General features: G+C 71.9%; 12 protein-coding genes. 2 read left to right on the forward strand and 10 right to left on the reverse strand.

Going from position 1 to position 16,078, the window contains the following annotated elements; genetic code table 11:
- The 9 genes from ACWGIS_RS16895 to ACWGIS_RS16935 form a co-directional block, all read right to left on the reverse strand.
- Nucleotides 1–284 (reverse strand): alcohol dehydrogenase catalytic domain-containing protein (locus ACWGIS_RS16895; RefSeq protein WP_453363187.1); only part of this gene is annotated, 284 nt, incomplete at its 3' end.
- Between the two features lie 64 nt (nt 285–348).
- Nucleotides 349–1,566: a cytochrome P450 gene (locus ACWGIS_RS16900; RefSeq protein ID WP_453363188.1), complete on the reverse strand. Its 1,218-nt coding sequence runs from the start codon at nt 1,564–1,566 to the stop codon at nt 349–351.
- A 45-nt stretch (nt 1,567–1,611) separates the two neighbouring features.
- Nucleotides 1,612–2,598, reverse strand: a complete 987-nt coding sequence (locus ACWGIS_RS16905) for a PDR/VanB family oxidoreductase (RefSeq protein WP_453363189.1) — start codon at nt 2,596–2,598, stop codon at nt 1,612–1,614.
- Between the two features lie 100 nt (nt 2,599–2,698).
- Entirely contained in the window at nt 2,699–3,493 is a 795-nt protein-coding gene (locus ACWGIS_RS16910; RefSeq protein ID WP_453363190.1) for an IclR family transcriptional regulator, read from the reverse strand.
- A gap of 103 nt (nt 3,494–3,596) precedes the next feature.
- The gene (locus ACWGIS_RS16915; protein ID WP_453363191.1) at nt 3,597–6,074 is read right to left on the reverse strand and encodes a beta-glucosidase H; all 2,478 of its coding nucleotides are present in this window, start codon (nt 6,072–6,074) and stop codon (nt 3,597–3,599) included.
- A gap of 485 nt (nt 6,075–6,559) precedes the next feature.
- A complete protein-coding gene (locus tag ACWGIS_RS16920) occupies nt 6,560–9,130 on the reverse strand; it encodes a family 78 glycoside hydrolase catalytic domain (RefSeq protein WP_453363192.1) in 2,571 nt (856 codons plus the stop codon).
- A gap of 66 nt (nt 9,131–9,196) precedes the next feature.
- The gene (locus ACWGIS_RS16925; RefSeq protein ID WP_453363193.1) at nt 9,197–10,102 is read right to left on the reverse strand and encodes a carbohydrate ABC transporter permease; all 906 of its coding nucleotides are present in this window, start codon (nt 10,100–10,102) and stop codon (nt 9,197–9,199) included.
- A 3-nt stretch (nt 10,103–10,105) separates the two neighbouring features.
- The gene (locus ACWGIS_RS16930; RefSeq protein ID WP_453363194.1) at nt 10,106–10,990 is read right to left on the reverse strand and encodes a carbohydrate ABC transporter permease; all 885 of its coding nucleotides are present in this window, start codon (nt 10,988–10,990) and stop codon (nt 10,106–10,108) included.
- 87 nt (nt 10,991–11,077) lie between these two features.
- Complete coding sequence (locus ACWGIS_RS16935; protein ID WP_453363195.1) at nt 11,078–12,397, reverse strand: ABC transporter substrate-binding protein; 1,320 nt, start codon at nt 12,395–12,397, stop codon at nt 11,078–11,080.
- Between the two features lie 284 nt (nt 12,398–12,681).
- Here ACWGIS_RS16935 and ACWGIS_RS16940 point away from each other — a divergent pair, with 284 nt between their 5' ends.
- Both ACWGIS_RS16940 and ACWGIS_RS16945 read left to right on the forward strand, forming a co-directional pair.
- Nucleotides 12,682–13,695, forward strand: a complete 1,014-nt coding sequence (locus ACWGIS_RS16940; protein ID WP_453363196.1) for a LacI family DNA-binding transcriptional regulator — start codon at nt 12,682–12,684, stop codon at nt 13,693–13,695.
- Nucleotides 13,696–13,788: 93 nt separating this feature from the next.
- Nucleotides 13,789–14,793 carry a LacI family DNA-binding transcriptional regulator gene (locus tag ACWGIS_RS16945; RefSeq protein ID WP_453363312.1) on the forward strand — a complete coding sequence of 335 codons (1,005 nt, stop codon included), beginning with the start codon at nt 13,789–13,791 and terminating at the stop codon, nt 14,791–14,793.
- Between the two features lie 10 nt (nt 14,794–14,803).
- On the opposite strand, the gene ACWGIS_RS16950 is transcribed toward ACWGIS_RS16945, so the two are convergent.
- Complete coding sequence (locus tag ACWGIS_RS16950; RefSeq protein ID WP_453363197.1) at nt 14,804–16,048, reverse strand: MFS transporter; 1,245 nt, start codon at nt 16,046–16,048, stop codon at nt 14,804–14,806.
- Nucleotides 16,049–16,078 lie beyond the last annotated feature (30 nt).

Below are 16,078 nucleotides of genomic sequence, written 5' to 3' on the forward strand. Positions count from 1 at the left end.
TGCCCGCACACGGCACGCCAGTTGAGGATCACGAAGTCACCCGGCGCCACATCCGTGACATCCGCACCGACCGACTCGACCACACCCGCCGCCTCATGACCCAGCAGGAACGGGAAGTCGTCGTTGATCCCGCCCTGCTTGTAGTGCAGATCGGTGTGGCACACCCCGCACGCCTGCACTTCGACGACCACCTCCCCCGGGCCGGGATCGGGAACGACGATGGTCTCGACGCGCACCGGTTCTCCCTGGGCGCGGGCCACGACGCCGCGTACGTGCTGGGGCATGGGTGAATCCCTTCGACTGCATGAGGACGGACTGGGGTGACCGCGCATTGGGGCGGCCCGGAGTTCATGTCGCGGGGTGTATCCGTACCGGCAGGGACGCCCACGAGCGCAGGGTGTTGTTGAGGTGGCGCCGCGGGGCGCCGTCCGGTTCGATGCGGTCCACCCTGCGGACGAGGGCGGTCAGGAGCGCCTCGGCCTCCAGGCGGGCGACGTGCTGGCCGACGCACTGGTGGATGCCCATGCCGAAGCCGACATGGCCTGAGGGGTCGCGCGTGAGGTCGAAGCGGTCGGGGTCGGTCCAGCGGGCCGGGTCCCTGTTGGCCGACCCCAGGAACATGAGGACCTTGGAGCCTTCTCGGACGACCGTCCCGGCGACGGCCACGTCCGTCGTGGCTGTACGGAAGAAGGTCTGCACGGGCGACAGCCAGCGCACCGCCTCGTCGAACGCCACGCGCACCAACTCGGGTCGCTCACGGAGCCGTTGCCATTCGTCCGGGTGGGTGGCGAGGGCGTGGAGGGTGGCGGCCAGGCCGTGCACCGTGGTGTCGACGCCGGCGGTGAGCAGTGAGCGCACAACCAACGGCGCCTGCTCGTGCGTGAGTTCACCGCGGTCGGCGGCGGCCCAGATGCGGGCGCCGAAGCCGTCCTCGGCGAGGGCCCGACGGGCGCACTGGGCGTTGACCCAGGCGGAGAGGTCGGCGGCCCGGTGGGCGTCCGCGGTCACGAGGTCGTTGACGGGGCCGAAGGCGTTGAAGGCCATGTTGCCGTAAGGCAGCAGGTTTTCGCGGCCGTCGGGCCCCAGGCCCACCGCGTCGGGGAAGACCCGCAGCGGGAAGGCCGCGGCGAGTGCCTCGAACGCGTCGAAGCGCGTGCCCCGTTCGGCCAGGACGGTCTCGACGAGTTCGTCGGCGGCGCGCTGCCAGGTCTCGCGCAGCCCGCGCAGCACCGGTGGGGCGAGGATCTCGCGCAGTACGCGGCGCGGGGCGTCGTGGTGCGGCGGGTCGGCCTCCAGCAGCAGGCTGGGCGCCCGCCAGGGCTTCTCGCGGCGGAAGTCGGCCAGGCCCACGCCCGCGGCGGACTGGAAGCTCTGCCAGTCGACGAGGGCGGTGCGCACCTCTTGGTAGCGGGCGAGGGCGTGGACGCCGTAGCGCGACAGGTGCACGACTGGACCCGCCTCGCGCAGCGCGCGGTGCAACGGCTCGGGGTTGTCGAGGTGTTCGGCGGCGAAGGGGTCGGCGTCACTCGCGGGCGGCGGGGCGTCGACGACCGGTGTCTCGGACATGGCGGCTCCGGCGGAAGGCGGCTGGGCGGGGTGGAGGGGTTCGGCTCAGAGGTCCAGGACCAGGTGGTCCGTGCGGGAGCGGGACACGCAGGGGAGCATGCAGTCGCCGGCGGCCCGTTCGTGCTCGGCCGGGACGGAGTCGCGGTGGTCGGGAGTTCCCGACAGGACGGGGGTGAGGCAGGTGCCGCAGGTGCCCTGACCACAGGAGGAGAGCACGTCGGCGCCCGCCAGGCGCAGGGCGTCCAGGACGGAGAGGTCGGGAGTCACGGTCACCGTCCGGCCGGTGCGGCGCAGTTCCACGTCGAAGGGCGTGCTCAGGGCGGGTTCCGTATGTGCCGTGGCGGTGAACCGTTCGGTGCGCAGGCTGTACGGCGGCCAGGCGGCGCAGGCTTCCCGGACGGCGGTGAGGAGGGGCTCCGGTCCGCAGCAGTAGACCCTGGTTCCGGGGGCGGGGTCGGCCAGCCAGGTGGCGAGGTCCAGCAGGCCGTGCGTGTCCTGGGGGCGCAGGTGTACGCGGTCGTCGTGGACGCGGGTGAGTTCCTCGCGGAACGCCATGGACGCCCGGGTGCGTCCGCCGTACAGCAACTGCCAGTCGGTACCGGTCACTTCCGCCTGCCGGATCATCGGCAGCAACGGGGTGATGCCGATGCCGCCCGCGATGAACAGGTACCGCTCGGCCGGTACGAGGGGGAAGTGGTTGCGGGGGCCGCCCACGCCGACGGTGTCGCCCGGTTCGAGGCGGTCGTGGACGTACGCCGATCCGCCGCGTCCGCCGGGCTGGTGCAGGACGGCGACGCGGTAGGTGTGCGGGTCCCATCGGTCTCCGCACAGTGAGTACTGGCGGGCCGTCCCCTCGGGGAGGACCAGGTCGATGTGCGAGCCGGGCGTCCAGTCCGGCAGCCGTGAGCCGTCCGGGTGTTCGAGGGTGAGTGCCGTGACTCCGTCCGCCACGGTCTCCTTGTCCCGGACCCGCAACCGCACGGCGGTGGGCGCCTGCCGGGGAGCGGCCGGCGGCAGGTTGTGTACGACCACGTCGTCGCCTCCTGTCTGGGGAATGCAGGAAGCATGGGGGCGGCCCCCGGGGCGCCGCGACGGCGTTCTCACTCAGTGAGAGAGGAACTTCGCGCGCATGTCATACGGCTGTCGTGTCGCCGTTACGGGCAGGCGGTACGTCCTGTGCGGTGCGGGCGCCCATCGCGCGGGAGACGCCGCGCGCGGCGGTCCGTACGACGGGCACGACGGCGTGCGCGCCCGGGTCGTTGGGGACGATGACGGACAGCGCCGCGACCACGGAGCCGTCCGCGCCGCGCACGGGTGCGGCGACCCCGAGGGCCTCGTCGTGGACGTAGCCGGGGCAGTAGGCGTATCCCCGCTGCCGTATCTCGGCCAGCGTCGTGCGCAGGCGGGCGGGTGCGGCCGGGGTCGACGGGGTGTAGGCGGCGAGCCGGCCGGCCAGGACGCGTTCCTTGAGGTCGGCGGGGCCGTGGGCCAGGAGCACCAGGCCGCTGGAGGAGGCGTGCAGGGGCAACCGCCCGGCCACGCGCGTGTAGTTGACGACCGCGTTCGGGGCCGAGAGGCGTTCGAGGAACAGCACGTCGTCGCCGTCCAGGACACCCAGTTGCACATGGTGTCCGACGACGTCGTGCACGCCCTCCATGAACGGCATCGCCGCGTCGCGCAGCGACAGGGTCGGCGAGGCCCGCGTCACGAGTTCCCACAGCCGGACGCCGATCCGCACCTTGCGGTCGGCGTCTCGGCCGAGGAACCCGTGTGCCTCCAGTTCGGCCACGAAGCGGGAGGCCGTGGCGACGTGCAGTCCGGTGCGGCGCGCGAGGTCGGAGACGGTCAGCGCGGGTTCGTCCTGGCTGAACGCCTCCAGGATGCGAGCCGCCCGGGAGAGCACCGATTCGCGGTGAGGTGTCTTCATCGAGGTCTCTTCATGGTGAGCCGCTCCCATGATCGGGCGGGCGCCGGAGGGACCGGCATGGCATGCCCCGTCCTCGCCGGGAGCGGCCGGACTCGGGCCGCCGTCAGGCGAGGCTGACGGCTCGCCGCGCGGTCAGGTCCCGTGAACTGCGGGCCGTGGCGAAAGTGTAGGTGCCGGGTACGAGGGTCCAGGCGCCGGCGTCCCGGACGGTCAGGTCCTGGGTGGGGACGGTCAGGGTGAGCCGCTGCGAGCCCGCGGGGGCGAGGGTGACCTTGCGGAAGGCGACGAGGCGGCGGGGCTCGGCCGCGGCGGCGTCCGGGAGGGTGGCGTAGACCTGCACGACGTCGGTGCCCTTGCGGGGGCCGGTGTTGGTGACGGTCACGGAGACGGTGACCTGCCGGGCGGTCCGGTCGTGGGTGACGTCGAGGGAGCCGTGGGCGAACGTGGTGTGGGACAGGCCGTGGCCGAAGGGGAAGCGGGGCTGCTGGCCCCGGCTGTCGTAGAAGCGGTAGCCGACGGCGATGCCCTCGTCGTAGGAGACGGTGCCGTCGGTGCCGGGGTAGGTGGCCGGGGTGGTGCCGGGGCCCTGGCCGGCGTCGGCGGGGAAGGTGACCGGCAGGCGTCCCGAGGGGTCGCTGTCGCCGAAGAGCACCGCTGCCAGGGCGGTGCCCGTGCCGCGTCCGCCGTACCAGGCCTGGACGACGGCTTCCACGTCGTCCAGCCAGGGCATCGCGACGGGTCCGTCGGTGTTGAGGACGACGACGGTGCGCGGGTTCGCCGCGGCGACGGCGGTGATGAGCTGGTTCTGGTCGCCGGGCAGGCCGAGTTGTTCGTGGTCCATGTCCTCGCCGGCGACGCGGTTGACGAACACGACGGCGGCCTCGGCGGCCCGGGCGGCGGCCACCGCGGCGGGGATGAGGGAGTCGGGCTGCCAGCCGAGGGTCAGACCGCAGGCGCCGGGGTCCGCGGTGGCGTTGGTGTAGCGCAGTTCTACGGTGACGGCCCGTCCCGCGGTCAGTTGGGCGGTTCCCTGGAGGGGATAGGCGTAGGGGCCGAGGAAGAAGCTGCGGCTGTGCCGGGTGCCGGAGACGACGGTCTTCCCGTCGATCTTCAGGGTGGCGGTTCCGGCCGGCAGCAGGGAGAAGCGGTGCAGGCCGGTGGTGGTCGGCACGAGCCGGCCGGTCCAGGTGGCGGACCAGACGGCCGGCAGGCCGGTGACGGGGGCGGCGGTGAAGTCGACGGTCGGGTCGGTCCGGGTGGCGACCGGTGTGCCGGCGGTGTCGGCGTTCGCGTAGTAGGTGCCGGTGAGGCCCGCCGCCCCGGTGCTGGTGCGCAGGACGGCCGAGGGGGTCGTGGTCAGTGGCAGGTCGCCCTTGGTGCCCTGGGCGTGCGTGACCGTGACGGAGGTGCCGGCGCGGGCGCGGATCGCCTGGAGGGGCGTGGTCCAGGTGCCGGGGTCGACGTAGGCGGAGCCGGCGACGCCGGTGAGGGTGTCGGCGCCGGCGGGGCCGATGACGGCCAGGGACTTCAGTGACCGGGGCAGCGGCAGCGCGCCGGAGCGGTTGGTGAGCAGCACGGTGGAGGCGACGGCGGCTTCGTGTGCGAGGTCCTGGTGCGCGGGTGTGCTGACGTCGTCGGCCGGGGCGGGCACGGGGTGGTCGAAGAGGCCGTGCGCGAACATGGTGATGAGGATCCGGCGGGCCGCGTCGTGGAGGCGCTCGCCAGGGATCGCTCCGCCGGTGAGTGCCCCGGCGGGGATCTTCACGCCGGCGGGGCCGAGGCCGGCGAGGTCCATCCCGGCGCGCGCGGCGGCGACCTGGTCGTCCCCGGCCCAGAAGTCGGGCACGGTGTATCCCCGCAGTCCGATGTCCTTCTTCAAGTCGCTGAACAGCGCCGGGTTCTGGGCCGCGAAGGTCCCGCCGATCCTCGGGTACGCCATCATGACCGAGGTGGTGGCGGTGGCCGCGACGACCCGGCGGAACGGTGCCTGGTAGATCTCGTGCAGGGCGCGGTCGGAGACCTTGGTGTCGGTGCCGAGGCGGTTCGTCTCCTGGGTGTAGGCGGCGAAGTGTTTGACCGTGGCGGCGACGTCGTTCTCCTGCACGCCGACGGTGAGGGCGGCGCCGAGGCGGCCGGCCAGCAGCGGGTCCTCTCCCATGCCCTCGGCCTGGCGGCCGGAGTGCCAGGTCCGGGCCAGGTCGACTGTCGGGCCGAGGACGTTGTTGTAGCCCTTGGCGCGGGCCTCGGACCCGATGGCGCGGCCGATGCGGCCCGCCAACTCCTCGTCGAACGTGGCGGCTTGGGCCACCGGCACGGGGAACGCGGTCACTCCCCGTTCGCCCCGCAGGCCCGCGGAGCCGTCGACCATGGTCAGCGCCGGTATGCCCAGGTGGGCGACGGCGGCGAAGTCGCACCGCACGAGCGACTCCTTCTCGGCCGCGGTCATCCGGGCGAGCAGGGCGTCGGCGCGGCTGTCGGGTGTCGGGTCGGACGCGGCCACCGCCCGTCCGCCGGTGACAGGGGCCATGCCCACGGCCAGGGCGGTGAAGGTGGCGGCAGAGAGGAAGGTTCGTCTGTTCACAGCGGCTCTCCGGGCGGAAGGTGGCGGGGTCTCGCGACGAAGCCAGGCGTGGTGGGGGCCGACCGAGGGGTCAGGTTCTCGGCCGGCCCCGGATGGTGGGGGCGCGCATCCCGGAGGGGGACCGAGCCCGTGGAGTGAATTCCGTCTGCGCTTCACCCGGACGGAAAGCCACGTCCCATGGCTGGCCAGAAGTGAAGCGGCACATGCAATTGACGCAAAAACTAGGGGGTGCGGGGAAAGAGGTCAACCCTCTGCACACAAGTTCACGGGAAATGGCTCTGATCAGGTAGTTTGAACGCGAGCAATTGAAATGTCGTTGGATTTTTCAATGGACGGATGCAGTCGGTGACCTCGCCATCAGCTCGGTGAATGGAAGCAATCCACACGGCCGATGGACGTCAATTCACCGTAAACACGCCAACGACAAAGCCCGGCGCATTCCGCAGAAATGCGCCGGGTTTTCGTCCGGGACGTCGGGACGTCACTCAGGCGGCGTCCTCGGCGAGTTCCGTCGTGTCGAGGGTGTGCTCTCCCGGACCGAGGACGACCGGGGCGCGGCCGGGGAGTTCCGCGGTGGCGGTGCAGCCCTCGGGCACGGTGAAGCGGGCCGTCATGCCGGTGGCCGTCAGCTCCCAGGACGCGGCGGCCGTGCCGTAGGGCGTCTCGTGGCGGGTGCGCGCCCAGGTGATGCCGCCGCCGGGGCGGGGCCGGAACGTGATGTCGCGGTAGCCGGGGGCGTTCGCGCCGATGCCGCCGACCGTGCGGTGCAGCCAGTCGGCGACGGCTCCGAGTGCGTAGTGGTTGAAGGAGGTCATGCCGCCGGGGTTGAGGCTGCCGTCCGGTCGCATGCTGTCCCAGCGCTCCCAGATCGTGGTGGCCCCCATGGTCACCGTGTACAGCCAGGAGGGGCACTCGGTCTGCAGGAGGAGACGGTAGGCGAGGTCGAGGTGGCCGGTGTCGGTCAGGGCGTCGCAGATCAGCGGGGTGCCGACGAAGCCGGTGGCGATGCGGGCGTCGTCCCGGCGGACGAGTTCGGCCAGCCGGTCCCCCGCCGCTTGCCGCTGGTCGGGGCCGATCAGGCCGAAAGCCAGTCCCAGCGCGTAGGCGGTCGGGCTGTCGCTGGTCATCCGGCCGGAGGGAAGTACGTACCGTCGGCGGAACGCTTCGGTCACCTCGTCCGCGAGTCCCGCGTACCGCTCGGCAGCGGTGCGGTCACCCAACTCGTGTGCGGCGAGGGCAAGATGGCGGGCGGAGTGGGCGAAGTAGGCGGTGGCGACGAGATAGCGGTCGGTGCGGCCGGCGACCGGGTCGTCCGGTGGCGCGGCGGGGTCCAGCCAGTCCCCGAGCTGGAAACCGGTGTCCCACAGGCGGTCGGGGCCGGCGAGGCGTTCCATCAGGTCGACCCAGGCGCGGGCCATGGCGTGGTGGCGGCGCAGCAGGTCCAGGTCACCGAAGCGCCGGTACAGCGCCCACGGGGTGAGCGTGACGACGTCACCCCAGGCGGCGCCGGGCTGGATCGGGGTCCACATCGGCGCCCCGGGGATGACGGGTACGTACCAGGGGACCGTGCCGTCGGGCAGTTGCTCAAGGCCGACGTCGGTGAGCCAGGAGTCGAGCATGCCGGCGCAGTCGTAGAGGTAGCTCGCGGTGGGGGCGAACACCTGGATGTCCCCGGTCCAGCCGAGGCGTTCGTCGCGCTGCGGGCAGTCGGTGGGGATGTCGACGAAGTTGCCGCGCATGCTCCACACGACGTTCTCGTGCAGCCGGTTGACCAGCGGGTCACTGCACTCGAACCAGCCGGTGCGGCGCATGTCCGTGTGGTGGACGCGGGCGGTGACCGCGTCGGCCGTCAACTCGCCCGGCCAGCCGGTGACTTCGGCGTGTCGGAAGCCGTGCAGGGTGAAGCGGGGTTCCCAGGTGAGGGGGCCCTGCCCGGCGAGGACGAGGGTGTCGGTGGCGTGCGCCTCACGGAGTGGGCGGGTGGCCAGTTCGCCGTCCTGGAGGACTTCGGCGTGCCGGAGGGTGATGGTGGTGCCGGCGGGTCCGTCGACGGTGACACGGAGCCGGCCGACCAGGTTCTGGCCGAAGTCGAGCAGGTGGCGGCCGTCGGCGGTGCGGGTGACGGTGACCGGGGAGAGTTCCTCGGTGCAGCGCACCGGGGGTCCCTGGGGAGCGACGAGTGTGGCGGGATCCCGGACGCCGGTCCGTACGGGTGTCCAGCCGGGGGCGCCGGCGTGGGACGGCGTGGCCCAGTGCGGGTCGTGCAGGCGGGCGTCGAAGGTCTCGCCCTCGTACAGGCCGCTGGTCAGGATGGGGCCGGGGGCGGCGGTCCAGGTCCCGTCGGTGGCGACGACGACGGTGCTGCCGTCCTCGTGGGTGACTTCCAGCTGGGCGATGAGCGACTGGTCGGTGCCGTAGATGTCGCGGGTGCCGCCGTCGAAGCCGTAGCGGCCGCGGTACCAGCCGTCCCCCAGCCACGCGCCGATGGTGTTGGGGCCCTCGGTGAGGTGGTCGGTGACGTCGTGGGTGCGGTAGCGCAGCCGGTGCGGGTAGACGGTCCAGCCGGGGGCGAGGATCTCGTCGCCGACCCTGCGGCCGTTGACCTCCGCCTCGTACAGGCCGTGCGCGGTGACGTAGAGCCGGGCCCGTGCCACCGGGCGGTCCAGCCGGAAGTCCTTGCGGACGCGGGCGGGGCGGCGGTCGTCGGCCGCGTCCTCCTCCCAGCCGCCGCCCACCGGTGCCGCACACCAGTCGGCGGGGTCGAGCAGCCCCGCCTCGACGGTGGCGGGTTCGCTCCACGGGGAGGGTGCCGGGGCGCCGGGCGTCCAGACGCGGACGCGTACCGTGGCCTGCTCGCGGGAGGCCAGCGGCTCGCCGGGCCAGGGCACGAGCACCTGGTCGGGGCCTTCGACGCGGCCGGTGCGGTGCGGGTGGCCGCCGCGGTCGACTCGCAGTTCGTACGCCTTCTGGGAGCCGGATCCGGGTGCCAGGGTCCAGCTCAGGCGGGGGGTGGCCGTGCCGATGCCGAGGCCGTCCGGGAGGTGTTCGAAGGACACCGGAGAAGGCTGAGGGGGCAGCAAAGGGGGAACCTTTCGTGACGTGCGCGGGAGTGAGGGCGGGGGTCAGCCCTTGACCGCTCCCGAGGTGAGGCCCTTCATGACCTTCTGGTTGAGGAACAGGTAGATCAGCAGGGTGCCGAAGACGTTGATGCAGATGGCCGCGAACAGCGGGCCGTACTGGGTGGCGCCGAAGTCGCCGGTGAAGTTCAGCAGGCCGACCTGGATGGTGCGCAGGTCCTGGCTGTTGGTGAAGGTCAGGGCGATCAGCAGGTCGTTCCAGATGAAGAAGAACTGCACCAGTCCCACGGTGAGCAGGGCGTTGCGGACCATCGGGACGCTGATGGTCCAGAAGGCGCGCAGGATGCCCGCGCCGTCGAGGGCGGCCGCCTCGAACAGCTCGCGGGGGACGGTCCGGTAGTAGGTGGCCATCATGAAGACGGTCAGCGGCAGACCGGTGCCGGTGTAGGTGAGGATCAGCGGCCAGAGGGTGCCGGACAGGCCGGTCTGGAAGTACACGGTGAACAGCGGCAGCAGGATCATCTGCGGCGGCACCATCATGCCGGCGAGGAAGACCAGCAGGGTCAGGCTGCGGCCCTTCCACACCATGACCTGGAGGGCGAAGCCCGCGGCGGTGCCGAGCAGCAGGATCAGGGCGAGGGCGGGCAGGACGGCGAGGAGGCTGTTCTGGACGTACAGGCCGAGGTTGCCGGTGGTCCACGCCTCGGTGTAGTTGCCCCATTCCCAGGTGGTGGGCAGGCTCCAGGTGGAGTTGTTCAGGTAGTCGTCGTTGGACTTCAGCGACGTGAGGAACATCCAGACCAGCGGGTAGATCTCGACGACCAGCAGCAGGGCGACGACGATCCTCACCCACAGCCGGCCGGTCCGGGCGCCGCGGCGGGGGCGTGCGGTCCTGGACGGGCCCGGACGACGGTGGCCCGCGGGGGTCTTCACCGGTGTGTCGACGGCCATGGCTCAGCCCTCCGTGAGGTCGCGCCGCGAGACGCGGTAGACGACCAGGCTCACCAGCAGGCACACGACGGTCAGCAGCAGGGCGACGGTGCTGCCGTATCCGTAGTCGCTGTAGGTGAAGGAGGTCTGGAACATGTACAGGGTCAGCGGGGTGGTGCCGCTGCCCGGCCCGCCGTTGGTCAGGGCGACGACGGAGTCGAAGACCTTGAGGGTGCCGTTGATGCTGAAGATCAGTGAGGACATCAGCACGGGGAACGACATCGGCAGCACGATCTGCCGCACCAGGCGCAGGCCCGAGGCGCCGTCCAGCCGTGCCGACTCCAGCACCTCCTCGGGGATGTCGACCAGGCCGGCGAAGAGCAGCACGGCGTAGAAGCCCATCGAGCGCCAGGTGTCCATGACGACCAGGACCCAGAAGGCGTGGCCTGCGCTGCCGAAGAAGTCGACGGACTCCAGACCGACCGCGTTGAGCAGGGAGTTGACCGGACCGGTCTGCGGGGCGACCTGGAAGAACTTCTGGAAGAGCAGGCCCACCGCGACCGTGGGGAGCACCACCGGGAAGAACACGAGCGTGCGGATGAGCGCCGAGGTCTTCCGCAGGAAGAAGACGTACAGCAGCGCCAGCAGGTAGCCCGCGACGACCTGGCCGACCGTGACGACGACGGCGTACTTGAGGGTGAACCACAGGGCGTCATGGACGGCCGGGTCGTCGAGGAGGCGCGAGAAGTTGGCGACGCCGTTGCCGGTGAAGCCGTCGATGGAGTTGCCCCTGGTGAAGGAGTAGCCGAGGGACCACAGCATCGGGGCCAGCATGATCAGGGAGTAGACGAGGAGGGCGGGACCGAGCAGGATCGCGACGGCCCTGCGGTCACCGAGTACGCGGTGCATGGATGGTGTCCACTTCGTGTGCGGTGAAGAGACCGGACGGGGTGGGGGCGGCGCACGCGAGGGGGCCCGCGGGCCGCCCCCGTCCGGTCACGGAGCGGTCAGTGCGTCCTGGACGGTCTGCATGAACTTCTGCGGGCTCACGCTGCCGCCGACCAGGCCGGCCGCGTTCGTCTGGCTGGCGGTGGTGGCCTTGGTGCCGAACAGGGCCTCGAACCACAGCACGTTCTGCTGGGACGTGCCGATGGTCTCGCGGACCTGGCTGGTGACCTCGGTGGCGTCCTCGACCTTGGTGTTCACCTTGAACCCGGAGATGGTGCCGTGGTCCTTCAGCGCGGTGCTGCCGTAGTTCTTGGCGATGCAGGTGACCCAGTCACCGGTCTTCTTGTCGAAGGTCTTGGCGCCCAGGGCGATGCCGAGGCCCACGTTGGACGGGTACTGGTCGACGGAGCCCTTGCCGCCGGACACCGCCGGGAACGGCATGAAGCCGACATTGTCGGCGCCGAGCTTGTTCTGCTTGGCGTCGGCGATGTTCGCGAGCGCCCAGCTGCCCATGTAGAACATGCCGGCCTTGCCCGACAGGAACTCGTTCATCGCGGTGTCGTAGTCGATGGAGCCGACGCCCTTGCCGAAGTAGCCCTTCTTGCCGAGCGCGGCGACCTCCTCGGCGGCCTTGACGTACTCGGGGTCGGTCAGCCTCGCCTTGCCGTCGGCCACCTCCTGGAGCGCGTCCGGTCCGAGGCTGCGGTACAGGTAGCCGCTGATGAGGCGGGTCAGCGGCCAGCCCTGCTGTCCGGAGGCGGAGAACGGCTGCACGCCCGCGGCCTTCAGCTTCGCGGCGGAGGAGACCAGTTCGCCCCAGGTGCCGGGCACCTTCAGGCCGTTCTCCTGGAACAGCTTCTTGTTGTAGAAGATCCCCTCGATGTTGTACTCGTAGGGCAGCACCTCCAGCTTGCCGCCGTACAGGGCCCGGATCGTGGAGATCGCGGCCGGCTCCAGCTGGTCGAGGACGCCGAGCTTCTCCAGCTCCTTGTCCAGGTCGGCGACCTTGCCGGACTTCGCGAGCTTCTGGGTGAGGGCGGGGGCGTTGCCCGCCGCGAACTGCACCGGCAGGGCGTTCTGTCCCGCCAGCAGCTGCAGCTTCTGGTCCAGGCTGCTCTGCGGAACGGTCTCGACCTTCAGCGGCAGGGCCTGGTTCGCCGCCTTGCACGCGCCCTTGGACATCGTGGTGAGGGCGGCCTTGACGGTGGTGTTCTCGGTGACGCTCAGGTAGCTGAACTCCTTGGGCGCCGTCGAGGTGCCGCCGTTGCCGCTGCCGCCGCAGGCCGTGGCGAGGAGGGCCAACGAGGCGGTGCCGGCGGTGAGGAGGCTCAGGCGTGTGCGGCTGGCGCGGGACATGCGGAGGGACACGGATGACTCCCTGAAGAGGGTGGAAGAGAAGAGGGGCGCGAACAGTGCGCCGGGGCGGCGGGAGGAGCGGGCCGCACAGCTTTGTAAAACGTTCTTCACGAGGAAGTGGGCAACACCATGCACCGCTTACCTGTCACCGTCAAGACACGGACCCGTAACACCGGTAGGTTCCGTACGAGCACTTGACGCACACCGGGGGTGTGCGTGTAGACCGTTGCACTACAACGACGAACACCGGAGCGCTGACGATGGACGGGCCCGACGCACCGAGGCGGAACAAGCGAGTGACCATCACCGACGTCGCCCGCCACGCCGGGGTGTCCACCGCCGCGGTGTCCAAAGTGATGCGCAACGCCTACGGCGTGAGCCCCGCCATGCAGGAACGCGTCCGGGCGGCGATCGCCGAGCTGGGCTACCGCCCGCACGCCGCGGCGCGGGGGATGCGGGGCAGGACTTACACGATCGGCGTGCTGCTGGACAACGTCCGCAACGCCTTCTTCGCCGACATCCTCGACGGCATCCGTGACGAACTCCGCGAGAGCGAGTACACCGTCCTGATCGGCGCCGCCGGCTTCGACCCGGAGGAACAGGCCAGAAGCATCCGCTCGCTGGTGGACCGGCAGATGGACGGCCTGATCCTCATCGCGCCGGGGACCCCGCGCGCCGAGGTGCTGTCCACGGCCGCCTCGACCCCGACCGTCGTCATCGGCCATCACGACGCCGCCGACTCCCACGACTCGGTCGTGGACGCCGACGACATCGGTGCCGGACTGGTCGTCGACCACCTGGTGTCGCTCGGCCACCGGGACATCGCGCTGGTGTCGGCCGCGGGAGCCAGGGCCGGCCAGTGGAAGCGCACCCCCGAACTCGTGCTGTCCGAGGGTTACTTGGCCGCGATGCAGCGGCACGGACTCACCGAGTGCGCGCGCATCCACCACGCCGCCTACTCCGACGACGGCGGCTTCAAGGCGGGCATGACCCTGCTGACCGCGGAGAACGCGCCGACCGCCATCATGACGGGCGCCGACGTCGCCGCGCTCGGCGTCTACCGCGCCGCGCACGAACTGGGCCTGCGCATCCCGCGGGACGTGTCGCTGGTCGGCTACAACAACACCGCGCTCGCCGCCCTGGCCCCCGTCCAGCTCACCAGCGTCGACCAGGCGGGCCACACCATGGGATCGACGGCGGCCCGGATGCTCATCGAACGCGTCGAGGGCCGGCGGGACCGGGCCATGCAGACCACCATGACGCCGCGCCTGGTGGTGCGCGGCAGCACCACGGCACCGCGGGGTCGCTAGGCCGTGGACCGACGACAGCCCGCCGTGCCGCGCCGGCCGCGCGTCGCGGCACGGCCGGGCGACTCCGCGGGCGGCACCGGCCGGCGGGTCGGCATCAAGGACGTGGCACGGGAGGCCGGCGTCTCGCTCGGCACGGTCTCCAACGTGTTCAACCGCCCGGAAGTCGTGGCCGAGGCCACCCGCACGCGCGTCCTCGACGTCATCGACGCCCTGGGCTACGTACGCGCCGAAGGGCCGCGGCAGTTGCGCGGCTGGGCCTCCCGCGTGCTCGCCGTCACGATCCTCGATCTGGCGAACCCGTTCTTCACGGCACTGGCCTCCGGCGTCGAACAGGCCGCCCGCGAGGCCGATCTCGGCACGCTGGTGTGCACCGGAGGCCACCGGCCCGAGGAGGCCGCCCGGCACCTGTCCCTGATCACGTCCCACCAGATCCGCGGCGCGGTGCTGGCCGCCGGGGAAGGCGTCGACCGGACCGTTGCCGCGTACCGCCGGAGCGCGGTCCCGTTCGTCGTCGTGGACCGCAACACCCCGGTACCCGCTGCCTGTTCGGTCGGTATCGACGACGTCGCCGGCGGCCACGCGGCGGCACGGCACCTCCTCGGAGGGGGCCACCGCTCCATCGCCTACGTCGCGGGTCCCGACCGGCTGCGCCAGGTACGCGACCGGCGGCAGGGCGTCCTGAAGGCCACGGGCGAGGCCGGCCTCCCGGCGAGCGCCCTGCTGGAGCTGCCGTGCCCGAGCCTGACCGTGGGCGCGGGGAAGGACGCCGGGCATCGCCTCCTCGGCCTGCCGGTCCGGCCGACCGCCGTCTTCTGCGCCAACGACCTGCTCGCCCTGGGGGTGATCCAGGCGCTGTACGAGGCGGGCCTGCGGGTGCCGGACGACATCGCCGTGGTCGGCTACGACGACATCGAGTTCGCGGCCTCCGCCGTCGTACCGCTCACCTCGGTGCGCCGCCCGGCCGCCGCGATGGGTCACCGGGCCGGCCGCCTGCTCATCGAGGACACCGCTCGCGGGGCGTCGCACGAGCACGTGCACGTCGTCCTGCAACCGGAACTGGTCGTGCGCCGGTCGACCATGGGGCCGCCGGCGCGCTGACCCGCTCCGGTCAGGGCTGCTCAGGAGCCTGGACGGGCGACGCGACCGCGGCCCGGCGGGTGAGAGCGAAGAGCCCGGCGGCGACCAGCAGCGTGAGCAGGCCCAGCAGGCCGACGGCGGAGGCGAGAGCGCCGAGGGCGCCCTTGGCGCCGAGGAGGACCAGCGGACAGATGAACTCGCCCAGGAAGAAGGCCGCCGTCCAGAGCCCGGTGCCGCGTCCGCGGTCGGCGAAGTCCAGCCGGGCCATCGCCAGCGTCAGCAACGACGGCAGGAGCATGCCCGTGCCGACGCAGTTGACGACCGCTCCGACGACGAGGAGGGCGGGGCTTCCGGCGACCCCCATGACGAGGAAGCCGGCGCCGCACACCAGCAGCAGGGCGGGCAGGCGGCGGCGCGGGGAGCCGGCGAGCCGGGTGAAGAGGACGGAGCCGGCCACGGTCGCGGCACTGGCGATCGCCGTGAACAGGCCGATCATTCCCGTGGAGGTCACGTCCAGCTCGTCCAGGAGATAGGACATCTCGACGGGCACGGTGTAGAAGACGATCGCGCCGAAGACGGTGAGCGCGCAGATGCCGGCCATCCGGCGCACGGGGAACGGCCGGGGTCCGGCCTCGGTGTGTCCCTCCCGCGCAGGTCCCGCGGCGTCCGCCGCCGTCTCCGGCAGGACCCGGGCCATGAGCGGAGCGAGCAGCAGGCCGACCGCGTACAGCCAGAACGGGGCACGCCAGCCGGCCGCGCCGAGGGCGCCGCCGAGCACGAAGAAGAGGGTGGCGGACGCGGAGGCGCACATGGTCTGGAGGGCGAGGTAGCGCTCGCGGACCCGGCCGGTGTAGTAGTCGCCGATCAGCGTCGTGCAGGCCGTCATGATGGCCGCCTCGGCGACCCCCACCAGTACGCGGCTGCCGACGACGGCGTAGAGGGAGTCCAGCCACAGCGGAGCCGTGCCGAACACGGCGTACAGGACGGTCGCCACGACGAGCAGGCGCCTGCGGCCCAGCCGGTCCACCACCACCCCGGCGAACGGGGCGAGCACGGCGAGGGAGAGGGCCGGGACGGTGAGGACGAGCGGCACCAGGACGGCGCTGCCGGCCACCTGGTCGAAGTGGTCCTGCATACGGGGCAGCACCGGGGCGATCAGGACGGCGCCGAGGATCGGCAGGCAGCTGCCGGCCATCAGCAGGACTGCGGGCAGCCGGCCCCGTACGGCCGGGGCGGCCCCGTGGTCGCGGACGGGCGGGACGGCGGGAGCGGGCATGACGGCACTCCAGGGCGCGAGACGGGAGGG

The sequence above is a fragment of the Streptomyces sp. NPDC054842 genome (assembly GCF_053611025.1).